25 protein-coding genes and 1 pseudogene are annotated in these 23,660 nt (G+C 41.7%); 3 read left to right on the forward strand and 23 right to left on the reverse strand.

Annotated features, from left to right (window positions below):
• Positions 1-155: 155 nt before the first annotated feature.
• On the reverse strand, positions 156-1,364 hold the full coding sequence (locus tag ACSBQP_RS08480; RefSeq protein ID WP_008344050.1) for an iron-containing alcohol dehydrogenase: 1,209 nt from the start codon (positions 1,362-1,364) through the stop codon (positions 156-158).
• A gap of 27 nt (positions 1,365-1,391) precedes the next feature.
• Complete coding sequence (gene betB, locus ACSBQP_RS08485) at positions 1,392-2,861, reverse strand: betaine-aldehyde dehydrogenase (RefSeq protein WP_435028316.1); 1,470 nt, start codon at positions 2,859-2,861, stop codon at positions 1,392-1,394.
• Positions 2,862-3,067: 206 nt separating this feature from the next.
• Here betB and cudC point away from each other — a divergent pair, with 206 nt between their 5' ends.
• A complete protein-coding gene (gene cudC / locus ACSBQP_RS08490; RefSeq protein ID WP_048001754.1) occupies positions 3,068-3,625 on the forward strand; it encodes a choline uptake/conversion transcriptional regulator CudC in 558 nt (185 codons plus the stop codon).
• Between the two features lie 284 nt (positions 3,626-3,909).
• On the opposite strand, the gene ACSBQP_RS08495 is transcribed toward cudC, so the two are convergent.
• From ACSBQP_RS08495 to ACSBQP_RS08505, 3 genes are all read right to left on the reverse strand, one after another.
• The gene (locus tag ACSBQP_RS08495; protein WP_117616612.1) at positions 3,910-4,071 is read right to left on the reverse strand and encodes a RapH phosphatase inhibitor; all 162 of its coding nucleotides are present in this window, start codon (positions 4,069-4,071) and stop codon (positions 3,910-3,912) included.
• Positions 4,061-5,179, reverse strand: coding sequence for an aspartate phosphatase (locus ACSBQP_RS08500; protein ID WP_435028317.1), 1,119 nt, complete (start codon positions 5,177-5,179; stop codon positions 4,061-4,063). Before ACSBQP_RS08500 ends, ACSBQP_RS08495 begins: the two co-directional genes overlap by 11 nt.
• Before the next feature lie 246 nt (positions 5,180-5,425).
• Positions 5,426-6,331: a helix-turn-helix domain-containing protein gene (locus tag ACSBQP_RS08505; protein WP_435028318.1), complete on the reverse strand. Its 906-nt coding sequence runs from the start codon at positions 6,329-6,331 to the stop codon at positions 5,426-5,428.
• A 265-nt stretch (positions 6,332-6,596) separates the two neighbouring features.
• Between ACSBQP_RS08505 and ACSBQP_RS08510 the strand changes: the two genes are divergently transcribed.
• Complete coding sequence (locus tag ACSBQP_RS08510; protein WP_435028319.1) at positions 6,597-7,742, forward strand: iron-containing alcohol dehydrogenase; 1,146 nt, start codon at positions 6,597-6,599, stop codon at positions 7,740-7,742.
• Positions 7,743-7,858: 116 nt separating this feature from the next.
• Here ACSBQP_RS08510 and ACSBQP_RS08515 read toward each other — a convergent pair whose 3' ends face one another.
• From ACSBQP_RS08515 to ACSBQP_RS08595, 17 genes and pseudogenes are all read right to left on the reverse strand, one after another.
• Positions 7,859-8,359, reverse strand: a complete 501-nt coding sequence (locus ACSBQP_RS08515; RefSeq protein WP_435028320.1) for a hypothetical protein — start codon at positions 8,357-8,359, stop codon at positions 7,859-7,861.
• A 595-nt stretch (positions 8,360-8,954) separates the two neighbouring features.
• The gene (locus ACSBQP_RS08520; protein ID WP_435028321.1) at positions 8,955-9,767 is read right to left on the reverse strand and encodes a peptidoglycan recognition protein family protein; all 813 of its coding nucleotides are present in this window, start codon (positions 9,765-9,767) and stop codon (positions 8,955-8,957) included.
• Between the two features lie 56 nt (positions 9,768-9,823).
• Positions 9,824-10,087: a phage holin gene (locus tag ACSBQP_RS08525; protein WP_212040170.1), complete on the reverse strand. Its 264-nt coding sequence runs from the start codon at positions 10,085-10,087 to the stop codon at positions 9,824-9,826.
• Between the two features lie 12 nt (positions 10,088-10,099).
• Complete coding sequence (locus tag ACSBQP_RS08530; protein WP_025092921.1) at positions 10,100-10,312, reverse strand: BhlA/UviB family holin-like peptide; 213 nt, start codon at positions 10,310-10,312, stop codon at positions 10,100-10,102.
• Between the two features lie 58 nt (positions 10,313-10,370).
• The gene (locus ACSBQP_RS08535; protein ID WP_186299636.1) at positions 10,371-10,514 is read right to left on the reverse strand and encodes an XkdX family protein; all 144 of its coding nucleotides are present in this window, start codon (positions 10,512-10,514) and stop codon (positions 10,371-10,373) included.
• Complete coding sequence (locus ACSBQP_RS08540) at positions 10,511-10,885, reverse strand: hypothetical protein (RefSeq protein ID WP_435028322.1); 375 nt, start codon at positions 10,883-10,885, stop codon at positions 10,511-10,513. The genes ACSBQP_RS08535 and ACSBQP_RS08540 overlap by 4 nt, the downstream gene beginning before the upstream one ends.
• 5 nt (positions 10,886-10,890) lie before the next feature.
• Positions 10,891-12,021 carry a hypothetical protein gene (locus tag ACSBQP_RS08545; RefSeq protein ID WP_435028323.1) on the reverse strand — a complete coding sequence of 377 codons (1,131 nt, stop codon included), beginning with the start codon at positions 12,019-12,021 and terminating at the stop codon, positions 10,891-10,893.
• A 17-nt stretch (positions 12,022-12,038) separates the two neighbouring features.
• Entirely contained in the window at positions 12,039-12,422 is a 384-nt protein-coding gene (locus ACSBQP_RS08550; protein WP_046343271.1) for a phage tail-collar fiber domain-containing protein, read from the reverse strand.
• A gap of 495 nt (positions 12,423-12,917) precedes the next feature.
• Positions 12,918-13,358 (reverse strand): annotated as a pseudogene (locus ACSBQP_RS08555) (YmfQ family protein); the annotation flags it as partial.
• The gene (locus ACSBQP_RS08560; protein WP_435028324.1) at positions 13,345-14,391 is read right to left on the reverse strand and encodes a baseplate J/gp47 family protein; all 1,047 of its coding nucleotides are present in this window, start codon (positions 14,389-14,391) and stop codon (positions 13,345-13,347) included. The pseudogene ACSBQP_RS08555 and the gene ACSBQP_RS08560, both read right to left, overlap by 14 nt.
• Positions 14,384-14,812 (reverse strand): DUF2634 domain-containing protein, encoded by a 429-nt coding sequence (locus tag ACSBQP_RS08565; RefSeq protein WP_336737638.1) that lies wholly within the window; start codon positions 14,810-14,812, stop codon positions 14,384-14,386. The genes ACSBQP_RS08560 and ACSBQP_RS08565 overlap by 8 nt, the downstream gene beginning before the upstream one ends.
• A complete protein-coding gene (locus tag ACSBQP_RS08570; protein WP_212049104.1) occupies positions 14,812-15,093 on the reverse strand; it encodes a DUF2577 family protein in 282 nt (93 codons plus the stop codon). Before ACSBQP_RS08570 ends, ACSBQP_RS08565 begins: the two co-directional genes overlap by 1 nt.
• Positions 15,090-16,187 (reverse strand): XkdQ/YqbQ family protein, encoded by a 1,098-nt coding sequence (locus ACSBQP_RS08575; RefSeq protein WP_336737380.1) that lies wholly within the window; start codon positions 16,185-16,187, stop codon positions 15,090-15,092. Before ACSBQP_RS08575 ends, ACSBQP_RS08570 begins: the two co-directional genes overlap by 4 nt.
• A gap of 11 nt (positions 16,188-16,198) precedes the next feature.
• Entirely contained in the window at positions 16,199-16,861 is a 663-nt protein-coding gene (locus tag ACSBQP_RS08580) for a LysM peptidoglycan-binding domain-containing protein (RefSeq protein ID WP_435028325.1), read from the reverse strand.
• Entirely contained in the window at positions 16,854-21,818 is a 4,965-nt protein-coding gene (locus ACSBQP_RS08585; RefSeq protein WP_435028326.1) for a transglycosylase SLT domain-containing protein, read from the reverse strand. The genes ACSBQP_RS08580 and ACSBQP_RS08585 overlap by 8 nt, the downstream gene beginning before the upstream one ends.
• A 3-nt stretch (positions 21,819-21,821) precedes the next feature.
• Complete coding sequence (locus tag ACSBQP_RS08590) at positions 21,822-21,968, reverse strand: hypothetical protein (RefSeq protein ID WP_106156954.1); 147 nt, start codon at positions 21,966-21,968, stop codon at positions 21,822-21,824.
• 29 nt (positions 21,969-21,997) lie between these two features.
• Entirely contained in the window at positions 21,998-22,447 is a 450-nt protein-coding gene (locus ACSBQP_RS08595; protein WP_034739821.1) for a phage tail assembly chaperone, read from the reverse strand.
• A 187-nt stretch (positions 22,448-22,634) separates the two neighbouring features.
• On the opposite strand from ACSBQP_RS08595, the gene ACSBQP_RS08600 reads away from it, so the two are divergent.
• Positions 22,635-22,691: a putative holin-like toxin gene (locus ACSBQP_RS08600; RefSeq protein ID WP_229200408.1), complete on the forward strand. Its 57-nt coding sequence runs from the start codon at positions 22,635-22,637 to the stop codon at positions 22,689-22,691.
• Positions 22,692-23,215: 524 nt separating this feature from the next.
• Here the strand turns inward: ACSBQP_RS08600 and ACSBQP_RS08605 are convergent.
• Positions 23,216-23,659 (reverse strand): phage tail tube protein, encoded by a 444-nt coding sequence (locus tag ACSBQP_RS08605; protein ID WP_025092909.1) that lies wholly within the window; start codon positions 23,657-23,659, stop codon positions 23,216-23,218.
• Position 23,660 lies beyond the last annotated feature (1 nt).

Consider the following 23,660-nt stretch of genomic DNA (forward strand, 5'->3'; position numbering starts at 1 on the left):
GAAGAATTTCTAGTGTGGAACATGAGAAAAACACCTTCCTTTAGTATGCTTTTCTCTATTATAAAATGGGATAGTGGAAAATTTAAGGGAAAAAATAAAGCTGTCGAGATTTTCTCGACAGCCTGAGGCTCCCAGAAGGGAGCCTTTTTTCATTGTTACACTGTTTTAGGTGTTAAATCAAAGCAGCGAGCGTAAATCCAGTTGTATGCTTTTTCGTTCAGGTCTCTTGGGTTTCCAACGGTTTGCGGATCTTTCATTGCTTCTTTAGATAAACGGTCGATCATATCTTTTGGTACACCTTGTTCTTCTAATGAAGGAACTTCTAGGTCTTCCACTAAATCATACATCCAATTCACTGCTGCTTTTGCAGCTTCCTCTGTTGTCATTCTGCTTGTATCAATACCGAATGCTTGCGCAATCCGGGCGAATTTCTCTGGGTACCCTTTCCAGTTATATTCCATGACAGGTCCCATCATTGCCGCTACACATTGACCATGTGCGACTGGAATAATGCCCCCAAGCGTTTGGCTCATCGCATGGGCTGCGCCAGCTGATTCACTGCCATAGGAAAGTCCGGCAAGCATCGCAGCTTGTGCCATGCCATATCTTGCTTCCAAATCCTCTCCATCGGCAAAGGCACGGCGAATATAATGAGCAGCATATTCAATGGCCATGAGCGCTACCGCATCTGTAATTGGCTGAGCAAACTTCATCGTATAGCATTCGATCGCGTGCGCAAGCGCATCGATACCCGTCATTGCCGTCACATGCGGCGGCATAGATACATGAAGCTCAGGATCAATCACTGTTAGGTGAGCTGCAATGAGCGGTCCACCTGTGTTGAATTTAAATTCCCTTTCTTCGTCAGTGATCACTGCCCACTGCGTGACCTCTGAACCTGTACCAGCCGTTGTCGGAATTGTGGTTAACGGAGGGATTCTATTTTCAAGCGGTTTTTTCCCCTCAGCCGCTTCGTAATCAAGAACTGATCCTTCATGAGTCGCTTCCACACCGATAGCCTTCGCTGTATCCATTGAGCTTCCGCCGCCTACTGCGACTAAACCATTACAGCCTTCTTTTTCATATAACGCAGATCCTTCATTCACTAAACGGACTGGTGGGTTTGGCTCTACTTTATTAAATAGAACCACATCAACTTGTGCTTCTTTTAATGAAGCAATCACTGGATCTACAACACCTGCTTGATAAATACCAGGATCTGTGACAAGCAATACCTTTGAAACGCCGTATGCTTTCACTTCTTCCCCAACATGTTTCACTGCACCAATGCCGTGCTTGATGACAGTCGGAATTTCAAACGTATGGAATTTTTGCATGCTTTCAATTTTCATATTTAAAGTCATATAGAATCTCCTCCAGATAAGTGATATTTATTTAAACCAATGAACCGCTTCTGGTTTTGTATTTCGATATAAATGTTTTAGTTCCGTATATTCTTCAAGGCCCGTACGTCCTAATTCACGTCCAAGACCTGATTGTTTATATCCGCCCCACGGTGCTTGAGCAAAATAAGGGTGGAAGTCGTTGATCCATACCGTGCCTAATCTTAATTGACGAGCCACTCGTTCGGCTTTGCCGATATCAGAAGACCACACCGCTCCTGCTAAACCATAAATCGTGTCATTTGCCAGCTCGATGACTTCTTCCTCTGATCGGAAGGATTCGACAGTGAGAACTGGTCCAAACACTTCTTCCTGTACAATTCGCATCTCTGATGTACAGCCTGAGAAAATTGTCGGCAAGTAGAAGAATCCTTTTTGAAGCTCCTCTGCATCAGGTCGTTTCCCACCTGTCTCTAAGGTTGCTCCTTCGTCTAAACCGATGCTGACGTATTTTTCTACTTTTTCTCGATGCTCAGCTGAGATGAGCGGTCCGCTCTGGGTTCCTTCATCAAAGCCGTTGCCTAGCTTGATTTTTTTCGTACGCTTCACCAGTTCTTCTAAAAATTCATCATGAATAGATTCTTCCACTAACAAGCGTGAACCTGCTGAACACACTTGCCCTGCATGGAAAAACACAGCATTCATTGCCTGGTCAACCGCTACGTCTAAATCAGCATCTTGAAAGACGATATTCGGGTTTTTCCCGCCGAGCTCAAGGGCGATTTTCTTCACATTCCCGCTGGCTCCCTGCATGATTTTCTTCCCTGTTTCAATACCGCCTGTGAATGAAATTAAATCGACTTGGTCATTGACAGCCAGCTCATCTCCAACAGTTGTTCCAGGTCCAAGCACTAAGTTGGCAACGCCTGCTGGAACGCCCGCTTCTTCCATAAGTTTGAAAACTTTGATCGTGGTTAATGGTGTAATTTCACTTGGCTTTAGTACGATTGTATTTCCAGCTGCAAGGGCAGGAGCGATTTTCCAGCTCGCTTGAAGCAATGGATAGTTCCAAGGAGTGATTTGACCGCATACACCGACAGGTTCTCGGACTAATTCACTTTTTGAATTTGGAATAGGCGATGCAATGATTTCCCCGCCATCCTTATCAGCAAGCCCCGCATAATATTGAAACACGTTCGCAATATCGTCCATATCTGCTTTGCTTTCTTCGAATGTTTTACCCGTATCAAGTGATTCTAATTTGGCTAATTCATCAAGGTCTCGTCTAATCAATTCCGCAATTTTAAACACAATATTTCCTCTTTCAAGTCCAGGCATGTTTGCCCAATCACCTTGATCGAAGGTTTTTCTTGCTGCCTTAATGGCTAACTGCGCGTCATTTCTTGATCCTTCACTGACTGTCGCGATCACTTCTTGATTAAATGGATTGATGATATCTCTTGTGTCGCCACTCTTAGCGCCAACCCATTGTCCATCGATAAATAGTGTTTGACTCATAGAAGGAACCTCCTCTGATTCTCTTTGGTAAGTTTGTTAAATAAAAATTTAACGTTTTGAACATAATTAACTTAACATGTTCAAATTTTTCTGTCAAAGGGGGATATGCTTCTTTTATTTTGACATTTTGCATTCTTTCGTTAACATATAGTCCATAAAGATTTTTTTGAACGTATTGAATTTACTTAATAGAAAGCAGGGACAAGATGAAAAAGCAGGAACAGCCACAAGCAGAAGAACGCATTTTAGCTGCTAAAGATCTCGTCATTGATTCCATCGCTGAAACAATGGATCTCTATGGCATTACTAGAAGTGCGGGTATTTTATATGGAACGATGTATTTAAATGAGGAAATGACGCTGGATGAAATGCGTGAAGAGCTGCAAATGAGTAAGCCTAGTATGAGTACGGGTGTGAAAAAACTGCAAGACATGAATATTGTCAAAAAGACCTTTCACCGTGGCCGAAGAAAACACAGCTTTGTTGCTGAGAAAGACTTTTTTAAGTTTTTCATGAACTTCTTCCCGCAAAAATGGGAACGAGAGGTTGAGGTCAATCTAGCAGCGATTGAAGAAGCGCAAGAACGCCTTCAAGGTGTAGCTCGTGATGATCAGTCGGAGGAACATGAAAGAGAGGAAGCGAAACAGCTCATTGAACAGCTTGAAAGCTCAAAAGCCTACTACGACTGGCTTAGACGATTAGCCCACTCGGTTCATTCGGGAGACATCTTTGACTATATTCCGATTGATCAGAAAGAAAAATAGCCGGGGTGTTTGTGTTTTACAGCTTGAATTTTACAGGAGGATTGATTATAATAAGTTATGTCGTAATACTTCGGGGCATTAGCTCAGCTGGGAGAGCGCTACGCTGGCAGGGTGAACGACATAACCCGAAGCAAACAGACGTTCTCTGATAAAGACTGATTTAATAAGGTTCTATGATGAGCCTTTCTGAATAAATATTTTCATTTCTGAACAAAACTGAAAGGGTTGGTCCCCAATCCGTCCCCATAAAAAAACAGACCATGCAGGGTCTGTTTTAATTTTGCCTATACGTTTTGAGAAGTTGTGTTTCGATCGATCATCGTCGTGTTTCGATCGATTTTTTGTATTTCTATCGATGTCGTGTTTCGATCAGTTGCAATAGTGTACACTCCTGCAGCTGCAATCACAGTAAGAGCAATCATCGTAAAACCCTTCTTAAAACTCATACAAACAATCCCCTCTCTGAATTTTGAGTTGTGTTTCTAATACCTTTTGATAAGCAGCTGTTGCTTCTTCAAATTGACCTTGTTTCCCATACTCATCTGCATACACTATATAGCATGCCTCAGCGTAAGCGAAAAGCTGTTTCTGTTCTAGATACTGAAACACTTCGGCCAGCTGCTCCTCATTTATATTATTAACATAAACCGCTTCTAAGAAGGTAAATAGATTTTCATAAAGCTTATTAGGGGCTTCCTCAAGTATATTAGTTCCTTTTTTTAAAGATGCTTCTCCTTCTTTAATTCTTCCTGCTTTAAATTGCGTACAGCTAATCGCAAAATACAATTTGGTAAGAAGCTCCGAATCATCATCTGCCTTTTGAATAGCCTTCTCAAAATAATTGATAGCTTCATCCCATTGACCGTCTCTATCAAATGTATGCCCAATGTTCAAAAATGCTTTAGTTAGGATTTTTTGATCTCCAATTTCCTCTGCAATTTTAATTGCATTCTTTAGATGAGGAATTGATTTATCGTGTCGAGCCAAATCATCATAATTTCCTGCAATTACAAATAAGCATTGAATTTTTCTAATCTTGTATAACTCATACTGATCGTAAATTTCAAGCGCCTTAATGATATGATGCATGGAAACATGAGTTTGTTTCATAATACAGTAGGCTTCAGCCACCTTGAAGTGAAACTCGGCTTGCTCAATATCATCTATAACTAGCGTAAGTTGTTTCTCGGCTATTTTATAGTATTGGATGGCCTGTACATATTCTTTTATACTAAACTCATACATTCCGCGAAAAAACGCGTTGTAATACTGCAGCATGCCCGACAATTTATGATTGGAGTTTTCTATTTTATCAACTAAGTCTGCAATGGATAAAGAGCGTTGATCTGAGGGTTTAATATAATCAAGCATAAGCTGATGACGAAAGCACATCAATTGATAGTAAATCAGTAAATCCTGGTCTTCTTCCATTCGTTCAATTTCTTGTTCTACCTCAGCTTTCAAAATCTCTGCATCCGGTACACTAAATTGACGAATCATTTTATACCATTCATTTATTTTCACACCAACATGTGAAGAAAGAACTTTCTCCATCCCCTTACTCCCCTTCCACAATATTCCCTTATATTACATTTATTATGACATACAGGAATTTACAAAGCACCGAAAAGAAACCGCAAAAAGAACAAAAAAAGAGCTCCTGCAAAGGAGCCGTGTGAGTAATACATGAGTAATAGTGGTTTGATAAAGAAGTAAGTAAATCATTAAAATATACGAATTTTTCATCCCGTTTCCGCGGGCAAACCGTATATAAATTTATTATAAATCAAATACCCTGAATCATTCGACTTTCATCCTTCTATAATCAGCAGGACTTACTCCTAATTGCATTTTGATAAACTTGGTAAAGCTTGACGGTTGTTCAAATCCGACCTTTTCTGCAATTTGATAAATGGGGTCTTCAGTAGTCTCCAGTAATCGCTTGGCGATCTCCAGCATTTGCAATTTAATAAATTCCTGTGCCGTCTTTCCTGTTTCCTTTTTAAGCATATCCGAAAGATAGTTCGGGGAATATCCCATCGCTCGTGCAAGCCCTTTTACGCTGGGCATGCCTCCTTTTTTAATCGATTCCGCTGTACATTGTTCCTGTAGCAACTGTTCAAATTTAGCAACGGAGTCTTTGACGATGGCGGTTCTTGTTATAAATTGTCTCCCGTAAAAGCGTTTGGCATAGTTCAACAACACTTCCAGATTCGATATAAGAAGATCGTTACTGTAGATATCCAGGTTTCCACTATATTCAACTTCAATATGGCTAACAATACGATCCACAATTTCATTCTCCTGATCTGACAGGTGCAAAGCTTCATTCGCCTCGTATTCAAAAAAGCTGTATTCCTGCATTTTGTGCCACAGCGCATTGCCTCTGATCAAATCTGGGTGGAAGCATAGCATCCAGCCGTCCGATTTCTCATTACTGTTTCGGTTCCCCTTGGCGAGGATTTGTCCTGGCGCCGCAAACATTAGGCTGCCTCCATCAAAATCGTAATATTTTCGTCCATATATCAGCTCACACTCAGCATTATTCTTCAAAGAAATCATATAGAGATTCAATGTGTACGAGATGCTGTAATCTGATTCGCGAGAATTGATCGCATTGTAATCAATCAGTGTAATTAATGGATGCTTGGGTGTAGCGCAGCCTAGAATGTCGTGCAATACAGAGATCGAATCTATATTTATCATGAACCACAATTCCCTCCTAACAAAACTCAAAGCCAGCTTTGCTAATTAAATTCAAAATTAAATTTCATTATACACCTGAATTCAACCCCTATACATAGTCAAATCAACGTATAACTTGTGCCAATTACAGATTTGATTTTGATCTGTGATTAAGACAACAACTACAGTAATCTGGATATGTGAACACAACTATTTTTGATCTATAGTACAGAATAGAAACATTAAAAAAGACTGCCACTTGGTCAAAAAAGGAGAATGATGCATTATGAAGGATTTTACATTCTACAACCCGACTAGAGTAGAATTTGGTAAAGATAAAGAAAATTTGATTGGCGGTTACATGGCACCTTATGGCGTAAAAAAAGCGCTTTTAGTTTACGGGTCAGAGCGAATTAAAGCATCCGGCTTGTTCGATAGAGTTGTGAAATCGCTTGGCGAAAACGGAATTGATTTTGTCACTCTAGGCGGGGTCAAAAGTAATCCCGTAATCAGTAAAGCAAGGGAAGGCGTAGGTATTGCCAAAGAGAATGGTATAGATGCTGTACTGGCAGTAGGTGGGGGGTCGGTGCTTGATACCGCAAAAGTTATTGCCGCTGGAGCTGTATATGATGGCGACGTATGGGACTTGTGCAGCTATAAGAAATATCCCGATGCTGCACTGAAAATATTCGATATTCTGACCTTGTCTGCTACCGGCAGTGAGATGAATGCTTCGGCGGTTATTACCAATGAAGAAACGACTGAAAAATTTGGCTTCTCTAGCCCGGCTGCTTTTCCTACAGTGTCAGTCATTAACCCAGAACTCCAAGAAACGGTTACTAACGAATATCTGGCTTACTCTGGCGTTGATATTTTGTCCCACTGTATGGATTTATATTTTACTGCCTCCTACCTTCCTGAAATGACAGCAATTCATATCGAGAACATTATCAAAACAGTCATTCGAACCACAGAAGCATTGCTAAAGAATCCAGGAGACTATGAAGCAAGAAGCGAATTTGCCTGGGCAGCTGCTCAAGCTCTGAACAGAACAACCTTCACTGGGGTAGAAGGCAATCGCTATGATTCCCATTTGCTCGAGCATTCCTTATCTGCATTGTACGATGTGCCTCACGGGGCTGGCCTTGCAGTTGTTTATCCAGCATGGATGAATTGGCATCACCCAATGAACCCAACAAGATATGAACGATTCGCACGCCATATCTTTGGCCTCCAAACAGCAGAAGAAGGTATCGATGCTTTAACAAACTGGTTTGTCAGCATTGGCGCTCCTGTCAAACTTGAACAAATTCATATCACAAAGGATAAGATTGAAGAGATTGCCTCTCATATTTATGGAACTATTGAAATGGCTCAGATGAATTCTCTTTATCCAAAGGAAACAATTGTCTCACTGCTGAATCGGATGTAAATAGTTAATTTTAGAATATAGGATAATCATGGCGGCACAAGCTTTATACGGTTTGCAGATATGCTAAATGTAAAGACACCCTAACTAATGTTAGGGTGTTTTGATGTGCTTGTACATTATTCATGAGCAGGAGCAATTTTGGCTACTGGCGCACCACAAAACAGCATGAATACGAATAACACGCTCGGCTTAATTGCAAGGCCCATACCGCCTAAGTATACCGCCACTGTCATCCAATCTCCCTTATCTATTGCTTTTTGCAGATGCTTTAAAGTACCTTTAGCGATACCAACTGCATCCTCAACACAGCGAGTTACCGTGTTACTTTTCGTGGTCACTTCTTGATTCATTAATTTTGCGAAAGCGATCATTCCATTTTTCTCTGCATCTGTATAAGGTGATTTTGCAAGCTCTTCTTCATTAATTGTGTAGCCTTTTTCTTTATCAGAAATGATAATCTTTGTAAAGATGTATTCAATTTCTTTTAAAGACTTCTCAATTTGCTCTTCTGTCAAACCTTCTAATCCCTTTGTGCTTTGTGTCTTTGCAGCAGCTGCTGGCGCAAATGCAGTTACAGCCAAAACTAATGCTAACATTAAAACAACCAATCTTTTCATTTAATAACTCCCCCTTTTTTAAAGTTCAATATTACTTTATCATACATTTATGTAAAAAAAGGGTTTTAAGGGAGAGTTAAACCCATCAGACATAATCAGGCATAAAGTGACATATTATCCCCACAAGTTTAAAGATAAAAACGAGAGAAAATACATTACCATGCCCAACATTACAAAAAATTTAAGGAAATTTTCGTACTTAGTGAGGGGTCGCTCTTTTTTTGTTTTGACTAATTTCCAATAAAGAGCGTATCCAGAGAAGAAAAGAATTAATTGACCAAGTCTTGAAGCGTTCTCTAATATATCTATGCCATTCATTATAGTTCACCTCCACATCAGAGAAAAATCAAACATTACACACGTTAGGCTTTTAAATACGATCCAACATGTTTTCAATTTATTATCGCAAATATCCTATCACTTTCCAATATTTATGTAAAAATAAGTAATAAGGATCATGATACTTGCTAGATGGAATATTACTTTTGTTACTTGTTTTGGGGATATACCGAGAAAATATAACAATTTTACTGATGAACATTTTGTATCTAATAAACACAAATTCCCCCTAACCTTCATGATTAGGGGGGATGACTTATTTCAATGATTTTTCAAGAGTCGCTTTAGTCTTTGGACCATAGATGCCGTCTGGGGTTAACCCATGCATCATTTGAAATCGAGACACTGCATTCGCAGTCTTGGGTCCGTAGTACCCATCGATTCCATTGTTGATCGCTCCTTTATCAGGATAAAAATAAATCGATGCTAAAGCTTGTTGTACGGCTTTTACAGCTGATCCTTTTGTAAGTGGCTTCGTCACTTTAATGATGCCAGAAGGTAAGTTAAATGACTTTTTAGACGTGCTTACCTTTGGCTTGGATGACGTATTTTTGACAGGTGTCGCTTTCACAGGCTCTGCTGTTGCCTTTTTACCTGTATGAGCGGTGGCAATACCTGCCTTGAAGCTGTCCCAGCGATCGAGCAGCTTTCGTGGACATTGTTTCCCACTCCATCTCTTATGTGGGACAACATTGGCTAATGGAATGCCTTGCTCTGTCATCAGCTGACGAATCAACCACTGAGCATTTTCAACCGCCTTCTCAAAATTGCCGTCTACATTTTCGCAAATCTCAATTCCAATTGATTTCATATTGCCGGTTCCCCGACCGTCTCCCGCATGCCAGCCGTTTTCGTTAAGCGGCAAATGTTGATAAATGACACTATCATCCACAGTGTAGTGCCAGCTTGTAGCTGTATTGGTTTTTTTTACATAATTGACATGACGCAAGGCATTTGCTCCTTGGTCAGTGTTAGCTGTGTTATGGACCGTAATATACAAAGGCTTCATATAGTTGCCTGGTCTGTTGCGGTTACCCTTTGGAATAAAGTCTTTAATGATTTTTACCACACTCATCGTCTCCTTTGATCAATTTAATATAAAAAGAGCCACCTCGTGGCAGCTCCTTACTTCGCTAATCCTTTTTGTTTTAGGACTTCTTTTTGTTGCTTACCTTTGTCGGTCACATAGTTGTTTTTGAACCATGCGACAAGGGTTGTAGCGATTGTAAAGATCATTGAACCAGCAAGGTACAATGTCTCTGCCAATGAAGTGACTTGATCCTCACTGATTGGCAAGATTGGCTTGCCAAATAGAATTAACGCTTGGTTGATCAATGCCATAAATAGAAGCACCGTGCGGATCACCGTGCCTTTGTCGAAGTTTTTCATAAATGTTCCCTCCTATTTTAAATTCCGTTCAATTTTATCGAGCTTGTCGATCACGACATCATACTTTTCACTAAACTTTGCTAACACTTCATTTTGCGCTTCGATTTGTTCATTGAGCTTGTTTTCTCTTTCCTTTGTCGTGTTGAGAACATAAAACAATACCCAACAAAAAAGAACCGCAAAGGGTCCTTGTGTCATCAGATATTGAGCCAAATCCATTTCCACCATACTCACCTACCTCACTTTGTCCACCCCCTTAAAGAAGGCAAAATAAAAAGCCCTTTTAGGCTTCGTACTGTTCTCCCGTTATTTCTTGATAATCTTCTTTGTTAATCCAACCGATTTCTACATAAAAGGCAATGTCTTCAGGACCGTAACACTGCCAGTCCCAAAATTGCTTTATATCCGCAACTGTTGGATATATCATGATTTTTCACCACCCTTCAACTCCTGAATCTCAGTCATGAGTTGAGCCAATTGTTTTGCCATTTGTGCCTCACGCAATTTAGCTGCAGCTGCATCTTTTGAAAGCTGACTCAATTGTTTAGTTAACACCGCATTTTGCTGTTTTAATAAATCTATATCATCCGGTGGTTGCTCTATTTGTAAGCTATCAATGTACTCCTGGGTTGCTGACTCACTCCATGTCTTACTTGTGGGATTGTATTCAGCTATATATAACCCTTCTTGCGGTTGTACATCCGTAAACCCCTCTGGAATTTCAGCATCATCGGGTACTTCTTTATCTCCACCACGTATATACTTGAAATCCTCATCGTACGCGTATATAGGCTTCATCAGGTTCACTCCTCCTTTGCCTTAAACATACAATTCACGACAACAAACTCAGTATTGCTGCTTGTGCTTTGTATGCAAAAACGGCCATCAGTTGCGATATATTGTCTACTATATTGAGGTCCTTTAAAACCACCGGTACTTGAAGCGACTCCAAGATTGTAGAAAGGAGCAACTGGTTCACATCCTTCTGGTAACATAAAGGCAGGTACATCACCTAATGTCCCTCCGGCAATTGCTCCCTTAACAGTAACAGTTCCAAGCGCATCCTTTGCAACACGTACCCGATAATCATTATTGACCTCAGACTGATATGTTTTCCAACCGTTGCCGATCGTAGGATACTTCCAATTGAGCTTTGCATCTTTTTCAGTCAGCATTCGTTCCCAGCCTTTAAATGAACCGTCTGTGTGTACTGTTCCATACCAATGCACATTATCAACACTTCTTATGACGTGGAAATTTTTTCGAGTGCCCGCTCTTTCAACATCAATGTTGAACCATGACGAATCGTTTGTGATCGGCATGTTTGTAAGATATTGACCAGCTGCATAATAACGGCCAGGGGGTAAAGACAATACATCCGTTCCATTCAAAACAGTTGGAAGCGGCTTACGATCACCCGAATCTTGAGTGATTTTATACAGTTGGCCACTATTCCATTTATCTTTTTCAGCTGATGTCGGAAGCTGCGTCCAAGTGATTGATATATGGCTAGAATTATAGTAGAAGTAATACGCATTACCTGACGTATCTACCGCAAAACCAGTTCCGATATTGTTTTGGCCAACAGTCTGTATCCCTCTCAAATAGGCATTGCTGGGCGCTGGGGAATCTTCTACACCTGGGGATGCAATGAAAGTACAGGTCCCTTTGTCTTTTATTGCATCATAAATATTTTTGTCAGCTGGAACAGATATCAAGTATTTGCCGTCATCAGCTGTGATCTTATATAACTGCGATTCATTCCATTTCTTTTTCTCCGCTTCAGATGCATGCGGCTTAGTATCGCCAATATGGCCACCAAGTTGATCTAACAGTCCAGTATCATTTTCAAGCAACACTTTAACCATGTCATTGAACAGATCCGCATGAGCCTTGTCACTTGTTTCAAACACTTTAGGAGATTTAATATCCATCGATGAGCACTCCTTTCCTAGTAAATATCATCAATCTCAAAGATGAATTCAATGTCACCATCTTTTTGCTTGTCTGTCATGGTGCGGATCGCCGTAAACTTTCCATCTTCATCAACAAGAGCCAATTCATTGATGATTTCCCCAGCAAGCTCTCCTTCAGCGATGGTGCACGTGTACCGGATTTTTGCCGGCTCCATAAACTCATATGAATCAATGTCCTTTTGAACAAGTTCACTCTTTAACTCTTGTTCTGTTCCATCCAGAGAGATTGGTTTTCCGTCTTTCGTTCCACCTTTTCCGAAAGCCATCTTGACCACTTTAGTTAGCCTTGTTCCCTCTGCTCTAGCCTTCGCCATTTGTTGGCGAGCATAAAGCGTTGTAACGGTTAATTGATCAGCCATAATGATCCTCCTTTATAAATCTATTTGTTTGGACGTGGCAGCTAGATATTTTGAACCGTCGAGCGGTACCGATCCATCAAGCGTCCAATATTTCTGCTTAATGATTACACTTCCGCTTTGCTCATTTGATACATGAGCAGCCATGCGGAATGTCATTTTCTTTTTTTCTTTCCTAACATGATTGAAGCGTGATCGAAGCGTAAGAGCAGCTTGTTGATCCGTTTCATGTTTGGCTCCTACCAAGACATATCTTGTCCGTCCAAGAACTTGCTTTTCTTTTTTGAGCTTCATGGCCAATTTTAAAGACTGCCTAAACCGAACAGGAATGTCAGTAGAATTGCGCGATCCGCTCAAATAAAAAGTTCCATTCAGTAAAAACTCTCCATTGAGTAGGATCGGAATGTGATCAAAGAAGCCCACTCTGCTGCGCAGTGTGAGCCGGTTATGATAATCTTTTATTTCGTTAACGTCTGTGTGATGAACGCTTGTGAATTTGTAAGCCAAGTGTGCAGGCTTTAAGTTTTCAAGTGTCTCTACAATGTATCTGGTGTTCTGCAGGTCATCCAAATTAACACGAAGGGAGAAATGATAGCGGCCTGTCGTTAGACGAACCACTGCGCTAGGTTTCTTCAAGAACCGGTTCACTGCTCTTTCTAGTGATGCATACGTGATCGGTGGAATGTTTGACATGAGATTCAATACACGTGCCCTTCTCAATTCAATCGAGTCACCTGACTCACGCTGCACCTTCAGCATTCTTTCCCATCGATCCAATCCCCATGTTGCTGTGATCGGAAAAAGCTGATCAGTCATATCAAAAATAGAATCATCTAGCCTTTCCATCTCAGGAGCCTCTGATTTCATTAATTCATCAAATTCAGTGATCTCCGTTAGATAAGCAGGCAGGTAAGCTTTCATTTCATCAAGCTTGCTCAATGACGTTCACCTGCCCTAGACGCGGAATTTCAATGTCTTGGAGGGGCAAGTTTTTGGGTTCGCCGTTTATCAAGACATCCGCATAATCAGAGACACTATCCGCATGATATAAAATGTCATTGATCGCTGACATTCTAATCACATTTTCTTCAAAGGCAAGTGATTTTAGAAGCGCTTTGACCTTCTCTTCAATCTCTTGTTGTGCATCTTCAATGGAGTAATCCATTTTAAGCTCCACAGATACAGACACCTCTACATCTTTCCACTTGGCGCTTTCAACAGTGGCAGTTGCCCCGATTGGTGCTTGGCCTTCTCCTTCGCCTGGAGCCGGATCAATGTACTCCTGCACCTTATTGACAAGCAGATCCGTCGCAACATCAAAATTACCATCTGTGATGACAACTTTCACTGTACCTTCACCATTCCAAAGCGGGAACACCTTCGCCCTGCCAACTCCTTCAACTTCTTCAGCCCACTTTTTATAGTGTGCTTTGTTGGCACTGACAGCTTCACGTCTTGCCCTCATCAAGTACCGTTCATAAAGAGCTTCATCGTCTTCTTCCTCTTGACCAGGTATTTTCAGCTCCTCGAAAATGACTGATTCTAAACCTGGTATGTTATCGAGCGATAGGAGCGGCAGCTCTGCAAAATTCCCATTGCCTACAGCACCAGTTGTTTCACACTTCAGCGTGCCGTCAGATTGATACTGGAAGTACAAATTGTCGATATAAAACCTTGATTCCGTTGGTATTCTGATACCTTCAGGTGAGACTTCAATGGACCATACAGCACTTGTGGCCGCTTTACGAGTGATCCCCACTTCTGCTGCTCGTCGATCTAAAAATTCCCCCTGCGCTGTATCTGCAAAGACAAGATCGAATACCTGATCTAGCCATATATAAGATTGAGCAAGTTCGGCAGCTGCAGGGGCCAACGCATTCCATATCACGCTGTTTTCACGTTTATCAATATCATCGGGTATACGTTCCAGCATTCGCTCCATGATGGCTTCATAAGACTGATCTTCAAACATCTTCGCCAATCACCTCCTCGATCTCCAAGGTTCCTTCATCTGTCACAACATCAAAGACCACCTTAAAGGCTGCACCCTCTTTAGTGATCTCAAAATCTTGAACACTTTCGATTCTTTCATCTACTAAAAGAGCTTCTTCAATGAGCCGCGGGATCTCCATTTCCTTGTATTCGTCCGTTGATTCTTCATCAGACACAGCTTCTTGAACCTCACATCCTACATCATGGCTATAAACAGCATGCGAATATCGTTCCGTTCTTAAGGCCATATAGACGAATTGGCGAATCGCATCAAGACCATTGATCTTTACATTGGTTAGACGTCCTGACTCGAAGTCGATACGGTAGGTGGTCGAAGGTTCAACAATATCCTCTTCGTCCTCATTCAAATCCTCAATCTCTTCTTCTGGAGAGAGTGCCATCATGAACCACCTCCTACTACTTTATCTAAGATGTAAAATATCTGGCCACCTGTCATCGCAATGACCATGACACTATCGCCTTCTTCGAGTGCATCATCTTCATCTTCGTCCAATCGAGCTGGCCACATTAACAGATCTTCCGGAATGATAAGTTTGTCATTTTCGTTCAGCCTGACATTAAGAGGGGAAACGGAGACAACATCACCAAGTATCAATTCCATTGGTGATTGTGCATCAACAGCATTGACGGCCAATCGCTTAATTGCCTCACTTAGTTTCATGTCTGGTTCCCCGTTGGGATTGTATTCTTTTCAACGACATCAATTGTCATGGTGTGTTTGGTTCCCTTAAATTCATGGCTGTCTTGATCAATCCAATACGTTTTCTTGATGCCGATATCCGAAATGATGATCCGGACAGGCATGCCGCTTTGTAATCCAGGAATACCTAGAGCTTGGATACTTTTGAGTTCTTTTTTCACGCCCTTTTTCTGTGAGAGACGAACATCAGCCCTCTTTTGCAGCTGTGCCTGATTGATTTCCCCTGACACTCTTTCGACGTGCTGCAGGATGCCGTATTTACTTCTAGCAGCACTATCATTCGCCACAGCCAGCATCTCAATCTCTTTCTTTTGCGTAACAGTTTTCGGCTTGGTAGGTTTGGTCGTTTTCTTATCTTTTTCTTTATCTTTGTCAGTAGTCTTAGATTTCTTTTTTTCCTTCTTCAGCACCTTAATTTTTTCCACATGTGTCGCTCTCATCTTTACACGTGTGGCTGTTTCCTCAATCGAGGTGCTGTACTGATAATCAATGAGATTCACGCCTGATTCAATGACCCATACTTCGGACGGATCAGGCCACGCTCTCAGCCCCATCTTTCCTTTAGCAGAATAGATTTGATAGTTACGCCCTGTTTGCTTCTTTGTTTCTTTTAACGCCTGCAGGATGATGTCATAAAGGCTTGTATCGTTTTTGAATACAAGTGATTTAATGACATGGCCAGTGTTAGCGATCGACGTCATCGGGATCTGAAAATCTTGACCAAGCCGCTTCATTATCTGATCAGCTCTCTTATTGGAAAAGACATAGACATCCTGGTTCTTCACCAAATACTGAAGCATGTCGTAAGCAGTAAAAGTGATCTTTTCATCTTTGGGCGTTCTTGCAAATACTGTTCCTCTGAAAAGCTCTTTTCCCTTCCATTTGAAAAGAACCGTGTCACCCTCTTTGATGCTGTAATACTTTTGAGAACCCTGTTTTGTCACGATATTTGCTTGTATTGATCGGGGAGCTTGATACCTTTGACCACGAAGCGTGACGCTCTCTGTCACCAGCTCATACATGGTCCCGCTCCGCACTGCAAAGAGTTCTATCAATCAGATCACCCCTATTGTGGTATTTTTAATTTTTGACCAGGGAAAATCCAATGCCCTGGTTGTCTAATATTGCGTCTACTTCGTTTGATCATCGCAGCTTTATTCGCATTCCAAATACGCCGCCATTTTTTGCTGTCACCATAGAAACGGCCAGAAATATCCCACAAGGTATCACCCTTTTTAACGGTGTACACTTTAGGTGCGCTTTTTGAGCTGCGTTTTTTGCTGCTCTTTTTGGCTTTCCTTTTAATTTTTCTAGGTGATGCAGTTTTATATTCTTTAAGCTGCAGCGTGAATTCTCGATCACCAACATCATAAGTACCTTCATTGTGATTGAAGCTTTCTATGCTGCATTGCATATTTATTTTTGTCCCTGTGACAATAAAGCGTACAGGCTTTTTTGATTTCATGAATCGCTCTATTTTGGCGATCGCATTCTCTGGTGAAGGAATGCTTTTATATTCGGCAATCGGTGTATATTTCTTTGGAAAAAACGTTGTAAATGAAATTTGGCGAGCCCCTGGTACATCCAAAAATGTAAGCTCGCCAAATTTTGATACTTTGATAGATTCATTTTGTACGTTGTTGTTCAGTTCAAGTTTTTCAGGAAGGACAGGGAATCGTAATTTGTCCTTCCCTTGCGAAATCCAAAGTTGATATTTTGATTTAGCCATCGATCACGACTCCCTTCGTTCCTGTGTTGATTTCATTCTCTAACTCATCAATCAACATCTGTTTGATCTTCTCTGCAAGCCCTTCTGCATCTTGGCCATTATGATAATGCTGCTCACCATTAAAATTAATGATGATCTGTTTTGATCCACCAGAAGCAGAAGGTGCATTCGCTGTGCCAGCTGTTACTGTTTGCACCTGCCCTTGTGAAAGCTCAGATGATGCAGTGTTGGCCGGATCATATACGTCCATTCCTAAAGCCTGTGCAGCTTGAGCCAACAAGTAGCGACCACGTATGCCTCGTTCTTCAGGAATAATCCATTCACGCTTGTTTCCTTCACCGACTCTAGCTATCTGTTCCTGAGTGATCAGTCCCCCGTTTGCATAACCCTTATATGGTCCACCGTTTCTGATACTTCTCAATCCAGGCGTATTGTACACATTCCCATATCTGCCTTTGATGTAATTGATAGCAGCTGCAGCATTATGAATCGGGTTCCAGATGTCGTTCATGCCGCTTGCCTTATTAGAATTAAAGGTCGGATCAATGGTCTGCATCAATCCTTTAGATGGCGTTCCTCTTTTGGCGTTTGAATCCCATAGGTTGATCGCTTTCGGGTTTCCACGTGACTCATGCTGCGCGATCGTCATCAAACCAGGTAACCAGCTCATAGATGTACCGGTTGCCATCAGAGCTGCCATAAGCCATTGTTGAACACTCAGATTAGATGCGCCCATTCCACTAAATGCAGCAATTAAGGAACCGGCTTGATTCTCTGCGAATTTCTTTACATCAACTGAATCAAGACCTTTGACGACACCGATTGATGCGAATTTCCCAAGACTCATCATGACACGTGAAGGAGAATGAATATCTAATTCTTCTCTAAACGCCTGTTCTACTTTCTTCGCCATGTCCTTGGCCGCTTGTGTCACTTCGCTTCCTTTTGACCTCATACCGCTGTTGAATGAGTCAATCAGTCCACCGCCCCATGTAGGTGACTCTTGGCGAGCGGATAAGAAAGGTTGTCTTACATTTTGATCTAAGAATTGACCTGTGCCAGTTGGTGTCATGTTTTGACCTGCAGCAAAGCCGGTGACAGTTTGAGCTCCGTACTGCGGAGTCGATGTCTGAATTTGAGTAAATGGTTGCTTGATATTGGCTTGTTTCCACTGTTCAAGCGAAACGACTTTGCTGTTTAACCCTTTTTCAAAATCAGTGCTAAACTGTTCCCCGTATTTTGATGCGTTGCCTGCGTCTCCAATTGATACTGATCCACTTGCAGAAGTGGAAACTGATGAAGCAGCTGCCGGTCTCATAGGAGATGATGAGCTTGCTGGAGAGGTAGGTGATGAACCGTTTGGCACTACGGACATTCCAAGATGTGAAGCAGCCTGAGCAAGCAACATCTTCCCTCGTCCTCGGTTGTTTTCAGTCGGGATGACAAACTCTTTCCCAGCCTCGCCGATCCATGAAAGTGTTGGCTTTGTGATATAACCACCGGTGGCGTTATTTGCTGTTTTCTCTTTCTTTTTCAGGCCTGTTTTTTCTTCTCCTTTTTTCTCAAAGATATGAAATACATTTCCACTAATTTCTTTAACTTTACCAACTACATTCCCAACAATGTCAAATAAGCCTTTCCATGTGCTCGTTAACCTTTCAGCATGGTCTTTTAGCGGATTAAAAACATATTTTTCAAACCATGTACTCACTGTCTTCCAGATACCTTTGATAATTCTCCAGGCATCTTGGAATTTCTCCCACACAAAGGAAATCGCTGGTTCTGCATATTTTTTATATGGTTGCCATACATTTTCATCAAACCAAATAGAGAGTTTTTCCCACGTAGTTTTAATCCAATTCCACGTGTTTTTAAATAGATTCCAAACGAATATAATGGCTGGCAAAGCGTAAGTTTTAAACGGCTGCCATACATACTCATCAAACCAAGTTGCAAGTATCACCCATGTTGTTTTAATCCAGTTCCATGTACCTTTGAATAGATTCCAGATAAACATGATTGCTGGAATGGCATATGTCTTAAATGGTGTCCACACATATTCATTAAACCATTCAGACAATACTCCCCATGTCTCTTTGATCCAATTCCATGTATCAACAAGTTTATTCCATACCACACCAATGGCTTCTACTGCATATTGACCATATGGTTTCCATACCTTTTCCATGAACCAAGTTGATGCAACACTCCATATGGTTTTAATAATGTTCCAAGCAACGGTGAAAACACCAACAACAAAGTTGATGATTGGTACAACAAAGTTATAGATAGGTATGAACACTTTTTCCATGAACCAGTTAGAGACTTTCTCCCAAGTGGTTTTAATTTTTGTCCATGCTTTTTCAAAAAAACCACCAATTGGTTCAGCCACGTTGTCATTGAACCAAGTTGAAATATCTTTCCATGTATCTTTAATCCACTTGATTGCATCCTCTGACCATTTGACAATCTCATCCCATTTTTTCTTGATGGTTCCGTTGTCGAACATCTTTCCAATCCATTTGCCAAGATCACCGCCAAAGATGCTTCCTAAGATTCCACCGATAGCTGTTCCGATACCAGGTGCGATCATTGTTCCGATTGCGGCTCCACCAATACCGCCACCTAGATTTCCTGTGAATCCACCGATCTTTTCACCTTTATTATCATTGTTGATGCCGATCAGTTCTGTGGCCGCAATCAGTGTACCGAGAATAGGAATGCGTTTTCCAATACTCTTTGCACCTTTACCGAGATTTCCTAAGAATCCACCGCCTCGACCTTGGTTTGGCGTTGTTGGACGTACCGGCTCCCCTCTATTGATCCAAGGCTGACGATATTCTGGAGGTCGTTGGTTCCTTGGCGGTCGCCCTGCTCCTCCAGCTCCTCCGATTACACCACCGCTTGTTCCTGCTCCCATTCCTCCTCTTAAACCTTTTCCCCATTTGTAGGCAGCAAAAGCGCCAGAAAGAATGGATTTGAGCGGCTTTAATAACGTGGCCACTTTTCCGAGGAATGCGAGTGCAAATGCATTGGCAATCAAAGCACCAGCAATTGATCCTTCTCCTGTTAGGGCATTCCAGTTGATCTCACCGATCTTCTTGGTGATACGAATTCCCAATTGCGCTGGATCAAGAGCTTCTAAAAATGATTCGATGAATATCCTTCCTGCTTTGGCTCCTGCATCAGTAAAGCTATCTTCAGACTGCTTGTCATCAATACCCAGTAGACCGTTGATCACACCGTTTATGATGCCGCCGTAAGTCTTCCCGACATTCTCGGCCATTTTGAAAAGACCAGGCTTTCCTGTCTTTTCCCACCATTGGCCAAAAACGTCTTTCGTATTATCAAGAACTAGCTTCCACCGAGTTTCAAAGTCCATTTTTCTGTATTTTTCTAGTTGTTCAAAGTGCTTCTTCAGCTTAGGGTTGTCCTTAAATTTCACTTTGAGTTCTTGTGTCTGCTTTTTGGTTAACTTCTCACCAGGAAACAGAATTTTAAATTGATCACCAATGAATCCGAAAACACTCTTTGTCGGATCAAGGAAGCTGTTAGCAAATTTCTTACCCGCCTTTTCAGCTTTGTTTGATAGATCGGTCAGCACGAAGGAATATTCCCCGCGCCACGTTCTAAATGCTTCTAGTGCAGGTTGAAACGCAGCTGCAAGTCCTTTACCCCAAGGCATAAGGATGCTGTTGTTGATGAATGATTTGACACCAAGGAATAAGTTGGCAAGGTTGTCGGACATTTTGATCATCATGTCGTTGTATTTGCCAAATTCCTTCGTGACTTCTGGCCAAGTTTTATTTATGTCTTTGCCGCTCTTTGCAAGTTTTTCGAGCTTACCTCTGGCATCACCAGAGATCGCCCCCATTTCCTGAAGCGCTGCGGTTGCGTCACCGATAGGACGCCCCGATTTAATGCCGTCATATAAACGCCCCATCCATAGCGCAACTTCTGAGAACGGCCGCTGAACACCTGCAGCAACATCCCCGACTAGCTTCATGCCTTCAGTCGTAGAAAGCGCATTGCCCGTAAATACTTGGAGGACACGACTTGACTCAAATATCTCGTCACGAGTAAATGGCGTTTGACCAGCAAAGGCTGTCAGCTCGTCCAGTCGTGCATCTGCTTTCCCTCTGCTACCGAGCAGTGTTTCAAAAGCTGTGGTCATGTTCTGTCGATCCGCCACCATTTTGAGCGGCACAACAATACCGCCTGTTGCGCCGGCACCCACTCCAAGCAAACCAAGTGTGCTGGTGACAGCTGACACAATCCCCCGTAAAGGCTTAGTGATAAGATCAAGAACCTTAATTGTGGTTGTGTAAGTCCGTCCCAAATGGGTATTTGCAAATGAGACAGCCCCACGTACTGGAGCGGTGAAACGATCGATCGCATTAATCGCCACCCTGTATTCAGTCCCTAAAGTGTTTCGAGTATAAGACGCTATACGGCTGACAGTACGTCGGACTATATCAACAGCTCTAATTGTATAGCTGTATCCCCGACCAAGCTGACGCGCTGCATATGAAGCAATACGTTTGATTCCCGCCGTTGCCCGATCATAGACCGTTATGGCCAACCGTTCTACTTTGCCAAACTTTCGATCGATGTAACGACGTAACCGGACAAGCCCTGGTGTTGCCTGATCTTTAATGCGCATCAACACGCTATGAGTACGCGGCATCTTGCGTTGTAAAAAGCCATTGAACTTTCTCAATGCTTTTGTGGCCAGATCATTGACATCCAGTGTCAGCTGATATGTTCGAGCAAGGTCACGCAAAACAAATCGCTGCACACGTCTTAATGCGATTGTTGCATTGTCCCTGATCCTTAAAGTGATTGGCCGCTCTGATCTGCGGCGCAATCTATCAAGTCTCTCTAGGTCCCCTCTGATCAAACGCAACTTACGCGTGATCCGGTCTTGTAATTCAAACCGAGCGGTTAAACGAGCCATGTCTTATCCTCCTTTCTTCGATTCCTTTTCAAGCACTTCTAATTTATGGGCTATTAACCCAAACAAAAAGGCCTTGAATTGCCTCGGCGCTTCATAGACCTCTAAGAGTTCAGACGGGGAGTAATGAAGCTCATGCATGCAGTAATACAGATACACAGCCTCTTTGTTCCCGTCTTTTATTAGTTTTTTGCTTCTGTTTCAAGGTCCTCAATCTCGTCTTCAAAACCGTTGACCTCAATAGCTTTGTTTAACCAGTTCGCATATTCACCGCCGACAGACAGGACACGTTTTGCCACTTCGACTGGATCTTGGGTGTTGTATGCTTCGCGCAATTCTTTTGACTTAAAGTCAGGATAAATAGTTGATTCAACCGCAATACGTGCGTAAAAACGTTGAGAATCTAAGTCTTTCACACGTCCACGACCTTTAACATTTTTGAAAGTCGTGTTTTCTTTCTCAAGTTCATCGATGCGCTCTGTTGTGATCGCTTTGAAGACAAAAGGAATGACATTCCCTTTTTTATCAACGAAACGCTTTGAGATAATGGATTTGACTTCTTCCGCTTCTGTTGTTTGTCCTGGCATAAAGAATGAAAGATCATATACGTTGTTTGTTTGTTTTTCGCTCATGTTTAAAAACTCCCTTTGATTTGTTTTTTTTGAATACAAAAAAGCACATCCATTTTTTGAATGTGCTTTCCAATCTTTTCATGTATAATTGAGAACGTACAATTGAACGGCTTACTCAAGGGTGGTCTGGCTCATCCCCGTAAGAAAGGGGGTGATGCTTATGTCAACGTTCCAAGCGATTTCCCTAATGCTTTTATTCGGGATGTTTATCCTTGCTTTGTTGACGTATATAAACAAAAAATAGGCCTCCCTTGAGCCTGGTAAGTTCGTAGGGATTGCCTATCCTTGTTGCTTCACCTGATTTAAGCCAGCCCCTTGAAGGGCCTCATTGTACATTGCCGGGATGTTAGCGCATCCTGGCTTCTTTTTGTGTATTAGTGATATACTAACACACCCTTTGTTTATAGTATATCAAGCTCTTTTAATTATAACAAATTTGTCCTCTGTTTTTTAAACAGAAAGACCTTCAAAGAAGGTCAATTAGAAAGTGAATCGTTTCAAGAACGGGGTAATTCTAAAAATATGCCAGCAATGCATTACTATTATATGCAGTAAACATTGTTTGGTTCATCCTTAGGAAAAGGGTCTTAAATTAGACCCTTTTCCATCCCCACACAAGGAGGGCAATCACCATTCTATATCTACAGCCGATCTATACTATCCTATCCAGTTATACTCTAATTTATTCGTAATAAAAAGCTACTCAATTAAAGAGTAGCTCGCTACAGTGATTTAGGCATTTGTTTTTTATACTGTATGCAAATTTAATCAGAAAGTGTCTTTCAACTTCTCAGGAAGATCAAAGTCCTCAAACGTGAAAGGGACCTCTTCTTCAAGTGCTTCTGAATCGACATCCAATCCAGCAATTTTAGCTGAATCAAAGTTCACATCAAACAATGTGACACGCTCTGTGCCGCGGCCAGATGATTTGTCATCCAGTACAGCTTGAATAGTGAAGTACGGATCTTGTCCCTTCTTCACGTAATTTAACATCAACTGAACAAAACGTGATGTAACTTTATAGAAAGTCGCTGTGCCAGTACCATTCGCACCGGTTGTCTTGTGACCGGTCATACGACGGCCCATAACGTTAACTTCTGATTTGTTTTTCTCCACGTTCGCTTCAAACGTTTTGATGAACGCCAATTCCTCACCATCGAGGAAAAGACGCCCTTCCTTACCTGAAATGGTATTCTGCGCTTTAAAAGCCATC

The organism is Bacillus sp. G402, assembly GCF_051172515.1.
GTDB lineage: Bacteria > Bacillota > Bacilli > Bacillales > Bacillaceae > Bacillus > Bacillus altitudinis.

Bases quoted from the DNA above. Each gene is read 5' to 3' on its own strand.
- ACSBQP_RS08495 (WP_117616612.1), bottom strand. From the start codon at position 4,071: ATGAGTTTTAAGAAGGGTTTTACGATGATTGCTCTTACTGTGATTGCA.
- ACSBQP_RS08580 (WP_435028325.1), bottom strand. From the start codon at position 16,861: ATGGCTAAATCAAAATATCAACTTTGGATTTCGCAAGGGAAGGACAAA.
- ACSBQP_RS08560 (WP_435028324.1), bottom strand. From the start codon at position 14,391: ATGTTTGAAGATCAGTCTTATGAAGCCATCATGGAGCGAATGCTGGAA.
- ACSBQP_RS08570 (WP_212049104.1), bottom strand. From the start codon at position 15,093: ATGAAACTAAGTGAGGCAATTAAGCGATTGGCCGTCAATGCTGTTGAT.
- ACSBQP_RS08585 (WP_435028326.1), bottom strand. From the start codon at position 21,818: ATGGCTCGTTTAACCGCTCGGTTTGAATTACAAGACCGGATCACGCGT.
- ACSBQP_RS08500 (WP_435028317.1), bottom strand. From the start codon at position 5,179: ATGGAGAAAGTTCTTTCTTCACATGTTGGTGTGAAAATAAATGAATGG.
- ACSBQP_RS08565 (WP_336737638.1), bottom strand. From the start codon at position 14,812: ATGGCACTCTCTCCAGAAGAAGAGATTGAGGATTTGAATGAGGACGAA.
- ACSBQP_RS08480 (WP_008344050.1), bottom strand. From the start codon at position 1,364: ATGACTTTAAATATGAAAATTGAAAGCATGCAAAAATTCCATACGTTT.
- betB (WP_435028316.1), bottom strand. From the start codon at position 2,861: ATGAGTCAAACACTATTTATCGATGGACAATGGGTTGGCGCTAAGAGT.
- ACSBQP_RS08510 (WP_435028319.1), top strand. From the start codon at position 6,597: ATGAAGGATTTTACATTCTACAACCCGACTAGAGTAGAATTTGGTAAA.
- ACSBQP_RS08540 (WP_435028322.1), bottom strand. From the start codon at position 10,885: ATGAAGCCTATATACGCGTACGATGAGGATTTCAAGTATATACGTGGT.
- ACSBQP_RS08605 (WP_025092909.1), bottom strand. From the start codon at position 23,659: ATGGCTTTTAAAGCGCAGAATACCATTTCAGGTAAGGAAGGGCGTCTT.
- cudC (WP_048001754.1), top strand. From the start codon at position 3,068: ATGAAAAAGCAGGAACAGCCACAAGCAGAAGAACGCATTTTAGCTGCT.
- ACSBQP_RS08550 (WP_046343271.1), bottom strand. From the start codon at position 12,422: ATGGCTGATCAATTAACCGTTACAACGCTTTATGCTCGCCAACAAATG.
- ACSBQP_RS08535 (WP_186299636.1), bottom strand. From the start codon at position 10,514: ATGATATATCCAACAGTTGCGGATATAAAGCAATTTTGGGACTGGCAG.
- ACSBQP_RS08595 (WP_034739821.1), bottom strand. From the start codon at position 22,447: ATGAGCGAAAAACAAACAAACAACGTATATGATCTTTCATTCTTTATG.
- ACSBQP_RS08515 (WP_435028320.1), bottom strand. From the start codon at position 8,359: ATGAAAAGATTGGTTGTTTTAATGTTAGCATTAGTTTTGGCTGTAACT.
- ACSBQP_RS08525 (WP_212040170.1), bottom strand. From the start codon at position 10,087: ATGAAAAACTTCGACAAAGGCACGGTGATCCGCACGGTGCTTCTATTT.
- ACSBQP_RS08505 (WP_435028318.1), bottom strand. From the start codon at position 6,331: ATGATAAATATAGATTCGATCTCTGTATTGCACGACATTCTAGGCTGC.
- ACSBQP_RS08545 (WP_435028323.1), bottom strand. From the start codon at position 12,021: ATGGATATTAAATCTCCTAAAGTGTTTGAAACAAGTGACAAGGCTCAT.